At 58.0% G+C, this 17,391-nt stretch carries 14 protein-coding genes; 7 read left to right on the top strand and 7 right to left on the bottom strand.

The features are described 5' to 3' along the window. Positions 1-13: 13 nt before the first annotated feature. Complete coding sequence (locus FHT73_RS11615) at positions 14-1,771, bottom strand: glycogen debranching protein (protein WP_183711705.1); 1,758 nt, start codon at positions 1,769-1,771, stop codon at positions 14-16. Positions 1,772-1,812: 41 nt separating this feature from the next. Between FHT73_RS11615 and FHT73_RS11610 the strand changes: the two genes are divergently transcribed. Beyond that, positions 1,813-2,028 carry a hypothetical protein gene (locus FHT73_RS11610; RefSeq protein WP_162708060.1) on the top strand — a complete coding sequence of 72 codons (216 nt, stop codon included), beginning with the start codon at positions 1,813-1,815 and terminating at the stop codon, positions 2,026-2,028. A 113-nt stretch (positions 2,029-2,141) separates the two neighbouring features. Beyond that, positions 2,142-3,314 (top strand): ROK family transcriptional regulator, encoded by a 1,173-nt coding sequence (locus tag FHT73_RS11605; RefSeq protein ID WP_183711703.1) that lies wholly within the window; start codon positions 2,142-2,144, stop codon positions 3,312-3,314. Positions 3,315-3,455: 141 nt separating this feature from the next. Here the strand turns inward: FHT73_RS11605 and FHT73_RS11600 are convergent, their stop codons facing one another. The 4 genes from FHT73_RS11600 to FHT73_RS11585 all read right to left on the bottom strand — a co-directional run bounded on the left by FHT73_RS11600 (position 3,456) and on the right by FHT73_RS11585 (position 9,259). Further along, the gene (locus tag FHT73_RS11600) at positions 3,456-5,315 is read right to left on the bottom strand and encodes an ABC transporter ATP-binding protein (protein ID WP_112337749.1); all 1,860 of its coding nucleotides are present in this window, start codon (positions 5,313-5,315) and stop codon (positions 3,456-3,458) included. Positions 5,316-5,935: 620 nt separating this feature from the next. Further along, the gene (locus FHT73_RS11595; protein WP_015343243.1) at positions 5,936-6,343 is read right to left on the bottom strand and encodes a hypothetical protein; all 408 of its coding nucleotides are present in this window, start codon (positions 6,341-6,343) and stop codon (positions 5,936-5,938) included. A gap of 586 nt (positions 6,344-6,929) precedes the next feature. Then, positions 6,930-7,988 carry an AraC family transcriptional regulator gene (locus FHT73_RS11590; protein ID WP_112399950.1) on the bottom strand — a complete coding sequence of 353 codons (1,059 nt, stop codon included), beginning with the start codon at positions 7,986-7,988 and terminating at the stop codon, positions 6,930-6,932. Between the two features lie 134 nt (positions 7,989-8,122). Continuing rightward, on the bottom strand, positions 8,123-9,259 hold the full coding sequence (locus FHT73_RS11585) for an acyl-CoA dehydrogenase family protein (RefSeq protein ID WP_183711702.1): 1,137 nt from the start codon (positions 9,257-9,259) through the stop codon (positions 8,123-8,125). 78 nt (positions 9,260-9,337) lie between these two features. Here FHT73_RS11585 and FHT73_RS11580 point away from each other — a divergent pair, with 78 nt between their 5' ends. Next, the gene (locus tag FHT73_RS11580) at positions 9,338-9,583 is read left to right on the top strand and encodes a hypothetical protein (RefSeq protein ID WP_183711694.1); all 246 of its coding nucleotides are present in this window, start codon (positions 9,338-9,340) and stop codon (positions 9,581-9,583) included. Between the two features lie 3 nt (positions 9,584-9,586). On the opposite strand, the gene FHT73_RS11575 is transcribed toward FHT73_RS11580, so the two are convergent. Next, entirely contained in the window at positions 9,587-11,083 is a 1,497-nt protein-coding gene (locus FHT73_RS11575; protein WP_183711692.1) for an aldehyde dehydrogenase family protein, read from the bottom strand. A 149-nt stretch (positions 11,084-11,232) separates the two neighbouring features. Here FHT73_RS11575 and FHT73_RS11570 point away from each other — a divergent pair, with 149 nt between their 5' ends. The 3 genes from FHT73_RS11570 to FHT73_RS11560 all read left to right on the top strand — a co-directional run bounded on the left by FHT73_RS11570 (position 11,233) and on the right by FHT73_RS11560 (position 14,053). Then, positions 11,233-11,979: a glucose 1-dehydrogenase gene (locus FHT73_RS11570; RefSeq protein ID WP_112337808.1), complete on the top strand. Its 747-nt coding sequence runs from the start codon at positions 11,233-11,235 to the stop codon at positions 11,977-11,979. A 163-nt stretch (positions 11,980-12,142) separates the two neighbouring features. After that, positions 12,143-13,381 (top strand): phosphoglycerate dehydrogenase, encoded by a 1,239-nt coding sequence (gene serA, locus FHT73_RS11565; protein ID WP_112337752.1) that lies wholly within the window; start codon positions 12,143-12,145, stop codon positions 13,379-13,381. 117 nt (positions 13,382-13,498) lie between these two features. Beyond that, positions 13,499-14,053 carry a hypothetical protein gene (locus FHT73_RS11560; protein ID WP_246712086.1) on the top strand — a complete coding sequence of 185 codons (555 nt, stop codon included), beginning with the start codon at positions 13,499-13,501 and terminating at the stop codon, positions 14,051-14,053. Positions 14,054-14,101: 48 nt separating this feature from the next. Here FHT73_RS11560 and FHT73_RS11555 read toward each other — a convergent pair whose 3' ends face one another. Then, entirely contained in the window at positions 14,102-14,878 is a 777-nt protein-coding gene (locus FHT73_RS11555; RefSeq protein ID WP_183711690.1) for an SDR family NAD(P)-dependent oxidoreductase, read from the bottom strand. Positions 14,879-15,408: 530 nt separating this feature from the next. Here FHT73_RS11555 and FHT73_RS11550 point away from each other — a divergent pair. Continuing rightward, positions 15,409-17,343, top strand: a complete 1,935-nt coding sequence (locus FHT73_RS11550; RefSeq protein WP_183711688.1) for a methyl-accepting chemotaxis protein — start codon at positions 15,409-15,411, stop codon at positions 17,341-17,343. The last annotated feature ends 48 nt before the right edge of the window (positions 17,344-17,391 follow it).

Genomic DNA, 17,391 nt, shown 5'->3' with positions numbered 1-17,391 from the left:
CGGCCTTCCTTCATTATCTATTCTCCGCGTTTGCCGCTTCCAGGCCATATTTGAGGACGACAGCCGCCGGCATCGCGCTCCATCCCTGCAGCAGGGAGCCGCGTCCATAGGGTGGCGAGAAATATTCGACAGCGCCGGCCCAACCATTTGCCAGGCAGGTTTCCCACCAACGTATAAGGGCATAGCGTGCGCCACCGAGACCGTGGCGTATTCTCTCTTCCGCATAGACGCCGTCCCAATAGGGCCAATCGGATCCATTGTGATAGCGAAAGGGGAAAGCGGTTTTCGATCTCACGTCACTTGCCCGCTTGAACGGCGGATAGGCGCACAACACACCCCAATCGCCATAGGGCTGTCTGGTATTGTTTCGAGCTTCTAAGACCTCTTCCATGGCCTTGAGGAGGCCAGTGGCGCGTGTCTGCGAAATCGCCCCATAACGGGAGAGCGTCAGACTGTCGAGGACAAGATGATCCTCGACAAATCCATCAGGAGTGACGAAATCGGCGTAACCATTTCTGCTGGTGACAAAAAGCCTGTCCTCGATTTCGGCACGAGCGGAGGCCGCTACCTCGCGTGCCTTCTGCGCCAATGCGGGGTCATGTCCGGCTCCCAGCTTGGCCACGCCATCCAATGCACCGACGAAAAGGCCGAGATTGTAGGAGACGAGGCCCTCCCGGTAGACATTGTCCGCCCAATCCCTGTCGTTTCGCGGCTTCAGCGGCAATACGCTGCCGGGGCCTGCAAGAGCCAGATATCGTTCAACGATGGCGGTCACAAGCGGCCAGTGCCGCACCGCCTCCGTCATATCCCCCGTCGTTTCCACATAGTCGGCGAGAAAGAGGATGAAGAAAAGCGGGCTGTCAAAATGATCGCTCCACCAATCATCGGGACGATTGTGATGCTCCGGAGCAGCCTTCCCGCGATATTTCTCGGGATTTCGTGTGGCATCGAGAACGAAGTTCTGCCAGGCGCGCGATTGCGCCGGTCCGGTCAAAATCACACCGCTCGGCGCCTCCCCGTCGGGCTGTACTCCCTTGGCCAAAAGTCGAATTTCATCGCGTACCGCTTCCGGCGCAAGCTTCAGCAGCATTTGCATCGTCCAGTAGCCATCGCGATAATAGGTACGTGCAGGCGCACTGTAGGCCTGACCCGCAGCCAGACCGGCAAACACGCCATTCTCGTCCAGCCGAATGCTGGAAAGTGCGGCGTGTGCTCCCTGCATCACCATGCTGCGCAATACGGGATCGGCCTTCGGCGTGAGGTCGCAGCGGGCTATATAACTCGCGGCTTCTGCGACGATAGCGTCGTTTGCGAGACCGAATGCAGCTTCTGCTTCCTCTTTTGAGGCTCCGGCAGCAATACGGATATCGCCATCATCGACCTCGATGATCATCGTACCCCAATCGGTCACGACGATACGGCGATTATTGCGTTTGGTGAGCTTGGGCTTCGGACTATCCTTGTCACTCTCATGCCACCAAGCGCAGCGACGCGCCGGATAAACGCCCTCCAGGCGGGCATTGCGGATCAGAAGGATGGGCCTTGATTGGGCGACAAAGATGCCACCCGCTTCGGCAATAATCCTGTTCGGCCCATAAATGTAAGGTCCGGTAAGCCTGGAAAAACGTATGCGCCCTAGACGACCGCTCCCCCAAAGAGCGAGATCAAGATAGCCATCGGGATGCGCATCCGCCTGCAGCCGAGGCGCCATGATCGGCAGAATGACCGGGTGGCTGGTTGTGATTTCGCCGTGGGACGTGGGAGTCATCATGGCAAATCAAGCACCTTTCACCGCGCGGTGTCGGACATGGGATGACGTATGAAAATCAGGCGGCAATACCAAGCAATCTTGCCGAAATGGAGCGCTATAAAGTCCGCGGCATAGGCGAAAGGAGCTCTCTCATCCGTTGGCCTCGCTTTCATGACCCCTCCGCAATTTGCTTAGTCACTGGGGAAGTCTACAAATCACGCGCCGAATTTGTCAATGATATGGACAAATTAAATGATTTCGCCCAGCCAACCGACTGAGATTTACTTGCTTTTTGTTCATTTTCCCTGGAATTTGACATTGCCGCAGCACGACATGGATGAATTAGGAAAAGGTCCCGAACTAATTAGAGGTAGAATGCGAGACCGCCATCATGCCTAACGCGCCACAGACACCGATCGCGCGAAAAATCTCGACGAACTCTGTCATTCGGACCATCCTTGCCAAAGGCCCTATTTCCCGCGCGGATATTGCCAAGCAAACCGGCTTATCAAAGCAAACCATTTCCGACGTCGTTCGCAGTTTGGAGAGCAACGGGTGGCTGAAGCCGACCGGATATACCGATGGGCGTTTGGGGCGAACGGCAATAACCTATGAGCTCGATGCGAGCGCGGGCTTTGCCGCCTCCATTGATCTTGGCGGAACCAAGATTGCCGCCATCATCTGCGATCTCGTCGGAAATGTCGTCGCCGAAACGAAGGTGCCGACGAACGCACGCGGCGGGCTCCACCTGGTCGATCAATTCCAGGCCATTATTGAGGATCTTGCCCACAGCGCCGGTATCGATCTTTCCAAATTGCGCATCATCGTGCTGGCGACGCCAGGCATACTTGACCCGGCCACCGGACATATCAACGTTGCGCCGAACATCCCGGGTGTGGAAACGATCGACTTGCGCCGGCTCCTGAGTGACAGGATGGCAACCCCGGTTATCATCGAAAATGACGTCAATCTTGCTGCGCAAGGAGAACGATGGCGAGGGCACGGCTCCACGTCGGATAATTTTGCCTTCGTGGCACTCGGAACCGGTATCGGGATGGGCATCATTGCAAATGGTCGCCTCATGCGCGGCGCGCGGGGCGGCGCCGGCGAGATAGCCTATCTGCCTCTCGGCGGGGAGCCATTTGATCCAGACGGCTTTACACTTGGAACGCTGGAAAGCGCCGTGGGCAGCGCGGCAATGGTGCGGCGCTATTGCGGATATGGTGGGCAAGGCAAGGCAACGGTAGCGGATCTTTTTTCGGCGCTGGTGGCCGGCGAACCAGCCGCTATCGCGGTCATCGAAGAAACGTCACGATTGATTGCGCTTGCCATTGCCGCAATCGGCGCAACGCTCGACCCCGAATTGGTGATCATGGGCGGCAGTATCGGCGCGCGGCCCGAACTTGTCGAAGCTATCAGCAGATATCTACCACGTTGCACACCGTACCCCCCGCGCATCGAAATCAGTCAGTTTGGCAATCGGGCGGCACTCATCGGTGGCATCAGCATTGCCGTCGAGCACATGCACCACGAGCTGTTCGGTGTCGATTTGCAAGATCCGTGAAATAGACATCTATCGCTCGGATGACGCGGAAAAGCTGTCGATTGCAACGGTGTCTACGGATCGCTGACGACCCTCAGGCCTCGGCAGCGTGATACCCTCCGGAGATAGTCACCGGTTTGCCGCTTTGCAATCTCGATTTCCCTATGCCACCGGGCTATCTTCCAAGGCCAGAAAGCCTCCCGACTGCCGTCGCCACAATCTTGCATAAAGGCCATCTTTGGCGATCAGCTCCTCATGCCTCCCCTCCTCGACGATCCGGCCCTCGTCGAGCACGATGAGCCGGTCGAGTTCCGCGATCGTTGAAAGACGATGCGCGATGGCAAGCACTGTCTTGTCGCGCATCAGACGATGAAGTTGGCCCTGGATCACCGCTTCCACCTCTGAATCGAGGGCTGAGGTAGCTTCGTCGAGCACGAGGATGGGAGCATCCTTGAGCAACACGCGAGCAATGGTGATGCGCTGGCGCTGGCCGCCGGAGAGTTTGACCCCGCGCTCGCCTACGCGCGAGTCATAGCCGGCACGCCCTTCCTGGTCAGAAAGTCCTATGATGAAATCATGGGCGGCCGCCTGCTGGGCCGCGGTCTCGATTTCTTCCCGACCGACCCCCGTGCGGCCATAGGCGATGTTTTCATGGATTGAGCGATGAAGCAGCGAATTATCCTGCGTTACAACGCCGACATGCCGCCGCAGGCTGTCCTGGGTAACGCCTGCGATGTCCTGACCATCGATGAGGATTCGGCCGGACTGGATCGGATAAAGACGCAGCAAAAGATTGACCAGCGTCGATTTGCCGGCGCCGGAGGGACCGACAATGCCGATCTTTTCGCCCGGGCGGATGACGAGCGACAGATCGGTAAAGACGGGCCTGGCGCCGCCATAGCGGAAATGAACGTGATCGAAGACGATCTCGCCTCTGGGAACCGCCAATGTGCCGGCGTCGGGCGCATCAAGGAGATCATGCGGCTTTGCAATGGTAAGCATGCTCTCCTGCACGGTACCGATATTGTCGAAAACATCGCGGATCAGGTACATCAGCCAGCCCGACATCTGGACAAGCCGCAACACCAAGGTGATAGCTGCCGCCCCAGCGCCGGCGGTCATGGCCCCGTGGCTCCACAAATATAGTGTCAAACCGGCAGTGATGACGATCAGAACGCTATTGAGGATCTGAAGCACGAGGCTGGCACCGAGGATCAACCGCATCAGGTCGAGGAAACTATCGTTCCAGCGTTTCAGAGAGTCCCGAACGGCGGTACGCTCGAGATCGCCGCGGGCAAAGAGCTTCACGGTGAGAATATTCGTATAGGAATCGACGATGCGGCCGGTGGTCGATGAGCGGCCGAGGGAATTGGCCTCCGAACGTTTCAGAGCTCGCGGGACGAAATATCTGAGAAGCACCGCATAGGCTACCAGCCAGACGATAACCGGCAGCATCAACCAGACATTGACGGAGCCGAAGAAGCCGATCGTGACCGAGGCGAAGATCAGAGCGTACCAGAGGTCGCCGATCACGGCGATGACAGCCGAACGGATGGATTGTCCCGCCTGGATGACGCGTGCCGAGAGCCTGCCGGCAAAATCATTCTGGAAATAGCTCAACGAATGGCCGAGCGTATAGATGTGATTGCGCCAGCGGATCTGATTGGTAAGCGGCGGCACCACGATCTGGTTGGTAACCACCTGCGTTACGAAAAACAGGATCGGCCGCAGCACCAGAATGACGAAGGCAGCGCCCGCAAGCGGCCAGCCATAATCCTGAAACACCGTCTGTGGCGAGTGCTTGTTGAGCAGGTCGACAAACCAGCCGACCATCAAATAAATAGCCGCTTCTATACCGCTGAAGGCGAGCTCGATCAGCATGATGGCGACGAGCCATCCTTTGACCACCTTGAGATGATGCCACATGAAGCGCCATACGCCCGTCGGCGGCGTCTCGTCCTCGTTGAACGGGGCGAAAATATCGATGCGGCTTTCCAGGAAGTGAAACAGGCGAGCAAACATCAAAATAAGACCTTGGCTGAAGACATCATCGGCTGAAAGCCGGCGAATTTGGGGAGAAGGTCTGGCACTGGCCGGTTTATGGCACGCCAACCGACAGGAACATCCCGTTCGTTGTCCGCGTTGGGCGTCCGCATGTAGGCATCGATCACCTCATTCGGTGACGTTTTCTCAAATCGTCGACAAGACGCCGCGTGTTCACGGCATTCGCAGGCACCGGGAAATTTCTGCCAACAGGCGCAAACCGCCGGTCAGAACTCTCTACGATATTTGATAATTCAGGCAAAACGACAACGGAGCGAAAGACGGTTAGGGCTATTTATACGCTGATGCCGTACCGCGATTCGCGCTTCACTTGTGATAAAGACCTAGCCGGACGATCGGCCAGAAGCAAGTTACAAATCCCATAGCCGAGCAGTAACGGCCGAAGCCGCATCGTGCTTGGGCTTACGTTGCACACGCGGAGACGCGCATACAGCTGACAGCGAATAGGACAGGCTCTAAACAGCGCCAATTCAGCACGAAGACATAGGCAAACAACCGAGCGGGTGCGGAGCAGGCCTCAGCCAGCTTGCCACTTAGCATGCAAGCAGAGGCGCTCCCATCACCCATTCGCTTCCGGCCTAGTCAGCCACGGCGTTGACGACGCGGCAGAGATTGTCGCTCATGTTGGGGGCAACCTGCCCCTGCGGCACCATGAAAACCGCATCGACGCGACTGCCCTTGCCGGTTTTGCGGACGACGACGCGCAATGTCTGCGGGCGACCTGAGCCGGACGTCTCCTGCTGTGCCGTCAGCGTGCCGAGTTGCTTCTCGACATTCACATCCACAAAGCCTTCCGCAAGAACGGCTCTCGATACTTTGTCGAAAGCTGCGGCGGGGCTAACGGAGGGAAACTCCATCCAGGTCTTGTAGGTCACACCGGTGACGAGGGGAACGCCGCTGCTTTGATAATGCTGCGAACACACGCTGGCAGCTGCGGGCGTGAATGAAAGGGCGACGAAGGCAGAAGCACAGATGACCTTACGCAAGGTGAGTTTCCTCTTTTGACGAATATACTGATAGATACTTCGATAATGACTCAAGCCGCGGCAACGGCCGAGCTTTGCGACTGCGCAGCGATCTGTCAGTCGATTCCGGATAGCGTTGGAAGACTTGAGCCTTTGACGTTCGGGATCGAATGGCGTGTCGCGTCGTGATCGCCGCGGCTTGGATAAATAGGAGGCAAGCTCAATGGTATGCCGCCCATTCACGCATTGCTACAGATGGGCACCGCTATCGGGGCTTGTGAGGTTGATCGCGGCTCCTGACTGATTTCCATTCCAGTTCGGGAACATAACAGCAAAGCCCGATCGAGCAACAATAACGACCCGATCATCGGGTGCAAGATCGTCCATAACAGGTGCACATGGGTTTGGAATTGCAGGAATCACTTAGCGTCGGCCGTGATATCGGCTAGTGAACCATGGCTGGAAAGCCGAGCGGTCGAGAAGTCCGAATTGCAAAAATTCAGTGCGTCACCGGCCCAACATCGTTCAAGACATGCTGGCCGGCGGCCGGTTTGCTCAGGTCCATTTCGAGTACACATTGGTACATCTTATGCTCGCGCAAACGCAATTAACGGCCCGGCACGCCAAAGGGCAATGTCCAGCCAGAAGGAGCGTTCGCCGGCTTTTCGCGGGTATGGAAACCAATCGTTTCTGAAGCGACGGTCGAGTGGGAAATGTTTTCCAGTGTCTCGCCCGGAGTGTGGCCGAATTCGGCCTTGAATAGCCGGTAGAAGTACTTCTCGTTCGAGAAACCATGTCTCCACGCAAGCTCAGCTATGTGGAGCTTTGGTCCGCTTGGATTTGCCAGCATCTGATAGGCCCTGAGCAAGCGCTTGCGCTGTATCTGCCGCATGATGCCGCCATTGCCCTCGAATAAATGGTAGAGTTTCGCACGCGAAACCCCAACATCGCGGCAAATCCGATCGGGTGTCAGGTCGGGTTCGAGTAGATGCGCATCGAGATACCGCAAGATACGCCCCAGTAACAGTTCGCGAAGCGGACCGGCTGTTTCCTGCATCGCCTCGGATGCCGACGACACCGCGGCAGTCAAAAGCTGCAGCGTTGATTGCACCACATAGGGGATCTCCCCTGGTTGCAACCTATTGAAATTGTTCAGCAGCGAAACGAGATGATCGGTCAGAAGCCGGGCAACGCCCGTTGAGAGGGTATGGCCGTGCAGGAGCGCTGTTCGGTTCGGCAATAAATCCCTTGGAACGGCGATGGAAATCGTGTTGTCTGCCTCAACCAGGCAGTCGTTAACCTGAGCGGCATCCAATATGAACAAGTCGCCCGCCCTCTTGACCGACGACGCATCCGCCGATCGAAAGGCAAAACGGCCGCTCAGAATTGAGGTAAATCGGTAAAAATCATAGCCGTCGGTTCGGATGCGTCGCTCGGATCTCAGAACCTCGTAAGCCGGGAGCGGGCCTTGGCGAAGCAGCCGTCTGCCGGATAGGATGAGCGGACCGAGCGCTGCGCCGGTGGCCTCCGCATCGAACGGGCCGGACTCAGGTTCCTGCAGCCTGCAGTCGCAATGATTATCCTTAACCCAAGTGTGAAATCGGTCTTTCTCGGGGAAGTTAAGTGTCGAGAAATTATAGATTAAATCGGATGACGTCTGTGCCATAACTACAACCCCGGCCCCTCCGGCCCGAGGCATACATAGGCAAACCATAGCTTGTGGCAATAGGCGACTAGACGTATTAAGTGTTTATTTGAGTGACGCTCTCAGGGATCGATAGGTCGCCGTCGGTATTTGGATCAATCGAAAATATGACGGGCAATGATCAGCCTCATGATCTCGTTGGTGCCTTCCAGGATCTGGTGCACTCGCAGGTCGCGGACGATCTTCTCGATGCCGTAATCTTCCAGGTAGCCGTAGCCACCATGCAATTGCAGCGCCGCATTGGCCACATCGAAGCTGGTGTCCGTCACGAACCGTTTGGCCATGGCACAGAATTTGGATGCATCTGGGGAGCTGGCGTCGAGCTTCCAGGCAGCCTGATATAACAAGGTCCTTGCGGCCTGAAGCTCGGTTTCCATGTCCGCCACTTTGAACTGAAGGGCTTGAAAACTGCTCAATGCGGCACCGAATGCGCGGCGTTCACGCATGTGGAGAACCGCTTTATCAAGGGCAAACTGAGCTCCGCCGAGTGCGCAGGCGGCGATGTTCAACCGTCCGCCATCCAGAGCCTTCATAGCATAGCGGAACCCCGCTCCGATCTCACCAAGCCGATTTTCGAGCGGAACTTGGCAAGCGTCGAAATGAACCTGCGCCGTTGGTTGGGCGCGCCATCCCATCTTTCGCTCGAAGGCGCCGAAACTCATGCCCTCGCTGCCGCTCGGCACCACGAGTGTTGAAATACCCTTTGCCCCCTCACCGCCTGTCCTGCACATGACGATATAAAGATCGGAATAGTTGCCGCCGGAAATGAACGCCTTTGTCCCGTCAAGGACATAATGATCGTCGATGAGGCGTGCGGTCGTGCGCAATGCTGCGGCATCGGAACCCGAACCGGGCTCCGTGAGGCAGTAGGATGCCACCTTGCGGAAGGCGCAGAGATCGGGAAGCCATGTCGATTTCATCGTATCCGATCCGAACGTATCGATCATCCAGGCGCACATGTTGTGGATCGAAACGAAGGCCGCCACGGACGGGCAGGCATGCGACAGCGCTTCGAAGATCAGCACCGCATCCTGCCGAGACAGGCCAGAGCCGCCGAACTCCTCCGAAACGTAAATTCCGCCGAATCCCAAGGCGCCGATCTCTTCCAGCATATCCCTTGGAATAGTGCCCTCATGTTCCCAGGCCGCGGCGTGAGGCGCGATGCGTTCCGCAGCAAAAGAAGCGGCCAAGTCGAAGATCGCCTGTTGTTCGGCAGTTAGAGAGAAATCCACGATACGCTCCGCAATTCGGCAGGAATGAAATCGTGCCGAGCATGCATCGCTTCTTGAGCTCTGACAACGGTGAGATCGATGAGCGCTCAATACCAGGCGGAGAGCACGCGGATCGCCCTTGCCTCGCCCGAGTGCGGCACATCGATCGTGCCGGGCATCGCGGCCGGGCAGAATGTCGAAAGCCGCGTCCGTGTCGTGTTGCTTCATAATCCCAACGCCCGGCGGGCTCGCGGGACCATTACAAGCCTGGGCTATATGCTGCAGCAGCGATATGCCGAACAGCTTATCGCCCTCATCCGAACCAATCTGCGCGGTAAAGGTTGAGTTTTATTCCGTCTGTATCCAAACGGCCTTGGTTTCGAGATATTCGTGCAGGTGCTCAATGCCCCCTTCGCGCCCGTAGCCCGACATCTTCATGCCGCCGAAGGGCACGGCCGGGTCGAGCGCATGATACATGTTCACCCAGATCGATCCGGCCTTGATGCGACGCACCAGCTTGTGCGCCATTCCGAGATTTTGGGTGAAGACGCCAGCCGCAAGTCCATAGGGCGATGCATTGGCGCGCTCGACGGCTTCCTCGATCGTATCGAAGGGCATCGCTGAAATGACCGGCCCGAAGATCTCCTCGCGGGCGATCCTCATCTCGTCCTTGACGTTACCGAATACAGTCGGGGCGATGAAGTTTCCCTTGTCGTAGAGCGCGCCCGAAAGGCGCATGCCGCCCGCGACCAACGCGGCGCCTTCGCTCTGCCCGGATGCGATGAAGCTCTCGACGACCTGCGCCTGGCGAGCCGAGATCAGCGGTCCGATATCGGTATCGGCTTCGATCCCGTGGCCGATCCGCAGCGAGCGGGCAAATTCGCCGACCTTGGCGACGAATTCTTCGTGGATCTCGCGCGCCACGAACAAGCGCGAGCCGGCGATGCAGATCTGCCCCGAATGCGCAAAGACTGCCATGGCGGCGACGGGCACGGCCCGGTCTATGTCCGCATCACGGCAGACGATCACCGGCGACTTACCGCCGAGCTCGAGAGAGACCCGTTTTAAGTTGCCAACCGCGGCACGAGCGATCGATTGCCCGGTGGCGGTGGACCCCGTGAAGACGATCTTGTTGACGTCGGGATGTTCGGCCAGGCGGGCGCCGGCGACCGATCCCTTGCCGGTGACGATATTGACCACGCCGTCCGGCACGCCCGCCTCCTGCATGAGTTTGGCAATCAACAACGGAGTGAGCGGCGCATCCTCCGAGGGTTTCAAAACCACCGTGCAGCCCGTCGCCAGCGCTGGGGCGATCTTCCAGATCGATGCGGCGGTGGGCGCGTTCCAGGGGATGATCGCACCGACAACCCCGATCGGCTCCCGACGGGTGAAGGTGACGATCTCGCCGGGTATCGAATTGTCGATCACCTCGCCATGAAGGGCGGTCGCCATGCCGGCATAAAACCGCAGCATGCCAATGACCCGTCGTTTGTTGGCGAGCGTGCGCATAATTGGCATGCCCATGTTCAGCGTGTCGGAAACCGAAAGGCTTTCCCAATTTGCTTCGAATAAATCGGCGATTTTCAGGAGCAGCGTCTGGCGCTCATAGGGCGAGAACCTGGACCACGGCCCTTCGAGAGCCCGTCGCGCCGCAGCAACGGCGAGATCAATATCAGCGGGCGCGGCCAGCGGAACTGTCGCAAGGACCGCGCCGGTAGCCGGATTGTAGGTCTCGCTTACTGCGCCGGATTGGGCGGCAACCCATTGGCCGCCGATGAACATTGGCCGAAAGCCGCCGTCGTAAAGCTCGGCCGCCATTTGCTTGGCGTCGAAAGTTAATGTCATGGCGCGGCCTCCCAGCTTCATTCTGTCGTCGATATTCGCTATCAGACGGTCACAATACAAATAAAGAAAGCTATAAAAAAGCGTTCAGATAATCGGACTGTGAAATCACTCCGAGTTATCCGATGCTGGAGCAAATGGAGGAGCTTGATATGCGTCTTGTGGGAAAAGTGGCGATCGTCACGGGTGGCGGGTCGGGTTTCGGCGAAGGGATCGTCCGGAAATTCGTCGAGGAAGGCGCGCGGGTCGTGCTCGTCGATCGTGACCTTGCGGCAGCAGAGCGGGTGGCGGCGCAGCACGAAGGATCGGTCGCACCGCTTGCCGGTGATGTCGCCACGCTCGACAGCCTCGCCGCCGCAAGGGATCTTGCGCTGTCGCAGTTCGGCGGTCTGCACATCCTCGTCAACAATGCCGGTGTCGGACAGCCGCCGATGCCGATGGAGGATATGGATGAAGGCCTGTTCGAGCGCATCTTCAATGTCAACATCCGCTCGATCTACAACGGTGCGCGCGCGGTGCTGCCGCATTTCAAGGCCGAGCGGCACGGCGCCATTTTGAACATTGCCTCGACCGGTGGGGTCTCCCCTCGCCCCAACCTCACCTGGTACAACGCCTCGAAGGGATGGGGCATCGCCGCCACCCGCGCGATGGCCGTGGAGCTTGCTCCCTTCGGAATTCGCGTCAACGCCATCAATCCCGTCGCCGGCGATACGCCACTGCTCTCAACCTTCATCGGCTCCGACAGCGACGAAAGCCGGGCGCGGATCGTCGCCACCATTCCGATCGGGCGGCTTTCGACACCGGCGGACATGGGCAACGCCGCCGCTTTCCTCTGCTCGGACGAAGCGAGCATGATCACCGGCGTCGATCTCAATGTCGATGGCGGCAAGTGCATCTGAAGAGGCGGGCAAGCCCATCAGCACGGCGACTTGCTGTAAACAAGGGTCCTTCCGCTGAGCGAATTGAGTTTGTTCTTGCGCTGTCCCTTGGATGGTCTAAGTCATGTGGTCGTGGCAGCGAGCGACGTCGGCCTAATCGAATTCGACTATCGAAGGTAATTCAATGAGCGGACAACTTTCTCTTCCCCGTGATCGGATTTCAGTCCTTCTGCTGGAAGGGATCAGTCAGAGCGCGGTGGACTATTTTACTTCATCTGGCTACGTCAATCTCACGCATTTGCCGAAGGCCCTCGACGACAAGGATCTCAAGAACCATATCGCCGAAGCCCACATCATCGGCATTCGTTCACGCACACAGCTGACAGAAGAGATTTTCAGCTCCGCCAAGAAGCTCATGGCGGTCGGCTGCTTTTCCGTGGGGACGAATCAGGTCGATCTGGATGCGGCTCGTCGGCGCGGGATACCTGTATTCAACGCTCCTTATTCGAATACGCGCTCGGTCGCCGAACTCGTCATCGGTGAAATCATCATGCTGACCAGGCGGATCTTCCCGCGTTCGACTTCCGCTCATGCGGGCGGATGGGACAAATCCGCCGAAGGCAGTCGCGAGACACGTGGGAAAACGCTTGGCATCGTCGGCTACGGCAATATCGGCTCGCAGCTAAGCGTCCTTGCCGAAAGCATGGGTATGAACGTTCGCTACTTCGATCCGTCGGACAAGCTTCGCCACGGCAATTCAGAATCCATGGCTTCGCTCGGCGAGCTGCTGGAAATCTCGGATTTCGTGACGATGCACGTCCCCGAAACCAGCTCGACCCAGAACATGATCACCGAAGCAGAGCTGCGCAGAATGAAGAAGGGCGCCTTCTTCATCAACAATTCCCGCGGCACCGTGGTCGATCTTGAGGCTCTTGCGAAGGTTTTGAAAGAGGGACATCTCGCAGGCGCAGCCGTCGACGTGTTCCCCAAGGAGCCGGCGTCGAACAAGGAGCGCTTCGAAACGCCGCTGCAAGGGCTGGATAATGTGATCCTGACGCCGCATATCGGCGGATCGACCGAAGAGGCCCAGGAGCGGATCGGAAGGGAAGTTTCCAGGAAGCTTGTGGAATATTCCGATATCGGCTCGACGCTTGGTGCGGTCAATTTCCCGCAGGTTCAATTGCCGCCGCGTCCAAACGGCACGCGTTTCATCCATGTTCACGAAAATCGCCCGGGGATCCTGAACAGCCTGAATACGATCTTTTCATCGCGTGGGTTGAATATCGTCGGCGAGTTCCTGCAGACCCACGGCGACACGGGCTACGTGGTTATCGAAGTGGAAGGGGTGGGCCAAACGGCGAATGAAATACTCGACACGCTCCGCCAGATCCCCGGAACGATAAGAGCTCGATTGGTTTACTGACGCCTTTTATTGATACCCACGGGCGATTGGCATTCTCCAGCTATCCCTCGCTTGATCGCCAGATGACGCCGCTAACTGCCTTAGCCACACGCTGCGCGAGCATAGGCAGGCGACGCCATGGGACTTGAACAGCTCGTCTTGACAAAGCTGCACTTTGAAATACTTCCATTGCGTTCATCCGTATGGGCTATACAACGTAAGCGAGGAATTTTAATGAAAAGTGCAGCTTTGTTCGCCACCGCATTCATCGGTGCCCTCATCACAGGCGCTGCCTCACATGCAGGCGAACCTTCCGGTAAGGGATCTTTCGAGATGCTGGTCGCGCCGGAGCAGGTTTTCAATTTGAAAGCAAAGGCTTGGAAACCGGTCCTAAACGAAGATAGTTTTGCGCTGACGCATGATGGCGAATTCTATCTCACTGTCGCAAAACGCAAAGACGGCATGCTGATGTTGCTTGTACGCCAGCCCAGCACCGAAAAGCAGGGGCAGCCCTTCTACGCGGGATATTATCTTAAATGCGGTGTGATGGCCGATGTGCCGGTCTTCCCGCAAAATGCGGCTGAGCTGAAGAGCGAGCTCGCCAATCCGCAAGCAGATAGTGAGGAGGCTCGAATCGGGTTTGGCCCAGGCAGCGGCATGCATGACCTTTACACTCTCGTTTGTCGGTGTTGAGAGCATTTGCAGGGCTGCCGTGACATCGACAGTCCTGGCCTCTGCCATCTAGCGCAGCAGACCTTGGCCCCCGTCCACCCAGATGGGCGAGCCGGTTATATGACGGGCCTTATCGGACGCCAGGAAAGCGATCGCGTCAGCCACATCTTCGCTTCGGCCCGGCCGACCACCGGTAATCGGCACCTGGCCCTTGGGCCAGATGACGGGGATCGATGTTTCCTCGCGTTTGCGCAGGCTGGTATTCGCATCGATATTGGTTTCGATTTCACCGGGACAGACCGCATTGATACGTATGTGATGGCGGGCCAGTTCGAGAGCCAGCTGCTGCACCATGGCGACCTGCCCCGCTTTGGTGGCGGTATAGGCCGTCGCGCCTGGGGTCGTGAACGTCCTAGTTCCGTTGATGGAGGAGACGACGATGATCGAGCCGCCGCCCGAGCGCTTCAGCTCCGGCACCGTCGCGCGGATGGTCAGAAAAGTTCCGGTCAGATTGATCGAAATGGTGTCATTCCATTCCGATAGGCTCAGATCGTCGATCGGCGCCCAGACTCCGTTGATGCCGGCATTGGCAACTACGACATCCAGCCGGCCGAAGCGCGCGACAAGCTCTTTCACGGCTGCCGATATCTGACGTTCATCCGAAATGTCGGCGAGGAGGATGGCCGCCTGCCCGCCCCTGACGGAAATCTCATCAAATGTCGAGGAAATCTCTTCCTGCGTGCGTCCCAGCACACCAATTGCAAAACCATCCTCCGCAAGCGCCAATGCGGTCGCTCTTCCAATCCCCGAGCCAGCTCCGGTGACGAGGGCGACGGCAGAACTCATTGGAACCTCCAGCGGACCTAAACTTACGTGTGACGACGGCGACAGCAGCGCCAGAGAATGAAATCTTCTTGCTCGCATCCTTGCTCGCCGTTGAGCTGCTGAAACGCGCGGATCTATCGTATGTTCCGGAATAATTGGCACTCGGGGACGTCGCCCTCAGAAGCTCCTTCAACACGACGAAGCGCGGTCTGAGTGTACCTGACGCGGAGAGTATATCGCCGATTTAACCCGAGCATGCCGCCGCAAATTTCCAGTTCGAGCCTCCGGAATATGTACGGCTACAACTATGGAGTAATTTAGAATTATATGCCCCATATCTATGGCGGTATTTGTCGAACTATCGGACGAATATCGAACAGGATTAACCGTTTTGTCAGCTTGGTTATAGATTTTGAAAGAACAGCGCCAAGATGCGACGAGCAGGATGCTCCCTCTCTGTAATGCCCCCATTATCCAGAGCAGGTCATCGCTGGCACTCCCCTCTTCAATCGTCCTAGCGGTTGCCGACCCTTTCGAGAGCGAAACAAGCCATGTCATTTCTCCAGAACGCCAAGATCAAGACGAAAGTCCTCACGATCTTAATCCCGATCTGCCTGATCGGGATCGCCGGTGTCCTCGTCGTCTCGAACCAGTTCAGGGACACGGTTGGCACCTACTCGAATTTTATCGCCAAGGATGAAACCGCTGCGGTAGAGATGTCGAGAGCCAGCCAGCGCATGACTGCCATGAGTTACAACGCCTACCAGATTCTACAATATCCAGCGGGGGATCCGCAGACGGCGGCGTTCTCCAGGGACTATCAGGAGAACAAGCAAGTACTTCTGCAGCGTTTCGCAAACGCCAGGCAGTTGGTTCCGACAGAAGCAGATACAATCGACAAGCTCGTCGCAAGGGCAAATGACATCATCGCTCTCACAGACCAAGCCGTGAAAGCCGGCCTGATAGACGACAATAGTACTGCCGGCACGCTTTTGAAGCAGGTGGATCCGATGATCAATGACGAGGTCGTTTCGATTCGTCAGTGGCTCGACGCGTTCAACAAATCCCTCAACGACAAGAGCAACATGTTGGCAGAAGAGGCAAGCAGCACCATCGACGACGCTTTGATCGCGCTCGGCCTTCTCTTTGCCGCCACCATTGCAATCGCTATTCTCGTTTCAGCACGCGGGATCGCCGCCCCCATCGAACGTCTGCGGGCGCGCATGGTTTCGCTTGCGGATGGCAATACCGACGAGCCTGTTTCAGGGATCGAGCGCAAGGACGAAGTCGGCCAGATGGCCGCGGCCGTCGCAGTCTTCCGCGACAGTGCCATTGAGCGTCTGCGCCTGGAGCAGGAAGCCGACGCCAATCGCAGCCTCTCCGAAAAGGAAAGGCTGGAGCGCGAGGCGCAGAAGGCCAAGGATGCCGCCGATGCACAATTTGCAGTCGACAGTCTGGCACAGGGCCTGGGAGAGCTCTCGAACGGCAACCTGACCTATCGCCTGGAACAACCCTTCGTCGCGAATCTCGATCGTCTGAGAATGGATTTCAACGCCTCGATGACGAAGGTCGAGGAGACCCTCGTTGCGGTCGGTCAGGGTGGTCAGGCCATCGCCGCCGGCGCCAATCAGATCCGCTCGGCAGCCGACGACCTCTCCAAACGCACCGAGCAGCAGGCGGCCTCGATCGAGGAGACGGCGGCGGCACTCGAGGAGATCACCACGACGGTCAAGGATTCTACCCGGCGTGCAGAAGAGGCAAGTTCGCTGGTCGGACGCGCGCGCATCGGCGCCGAAAAATCCGGCGAAGTTATGCAGGACGCGATTGCCGCAATGGAAGCAATCTCGAAATCCTCGGGTGAAATTTCCAACATCATTGGCGTCATCGACGATATTGCCTTCCAGACGAACCTACTGGCGCTCAATGCCGGCGTCGAGGCGGCGCGTGCCGGTGACGCCGGCAAGGGCTTTGCCGTCGTTGCGCAGGAAGTCCGCGAACTCGCTCAGCGCTCCGCCACAGCGGCGAAGGAGATCAAGGCGCTCATTTCCACATCCGGCCAGCAGGTCGGCAGCGGCGTCGATCTCGTCACGAGAACGGGGCAATCGCTGCAGCAGATCGTCAAGGAGGTGGAGGAAATCGACCGCAATGTACGGGCGATCGTCGAAGCCGCCCGCGAACAGGCGACCGGCCTGCAGGAGATCAATACGGCCGTCAACAGCATCGACCAGGGAACGCAGCAGAATGCGGCCATGGTCGAGGAATCGACGGCTGCCAGCTACAGCCTCGCCAAGGAGGTGACGGCGCTGAACGAAATTCTCGGTCAGTTCAATCTGCAGAAGGGGCGCTCGCATGCAAGACCGGTTGCAGCCACCGAGCGCTCCAGCCCTGCCGCATCGCCGGCACGCTCGCTGCGAGCCAAGATTGCTGGCGCATTCGGAGGCTCCGGCGCTGCCACTGCGGCGTCGCCGTCCTGGGAAGAGTTTTGACCTGGCGCGCTTCGGCCCATCCTTGAAATATTGCCGGATTTAAAATTG

It is taken from the genome of Rhizobium sp. BK098 (assembly GCF_014193155.1).
Taxonomy (GTDB): domain Bacteria; phylum Pseudomonadota; class Alphaproteobacteria; order Rhizobiales; family Rhizobiaceae; genus Rhizobium.
Note: the sequence above shows the minus strand (reverse complement) of the source record. Positions and strands in the feature narration are given on the sequence as shown.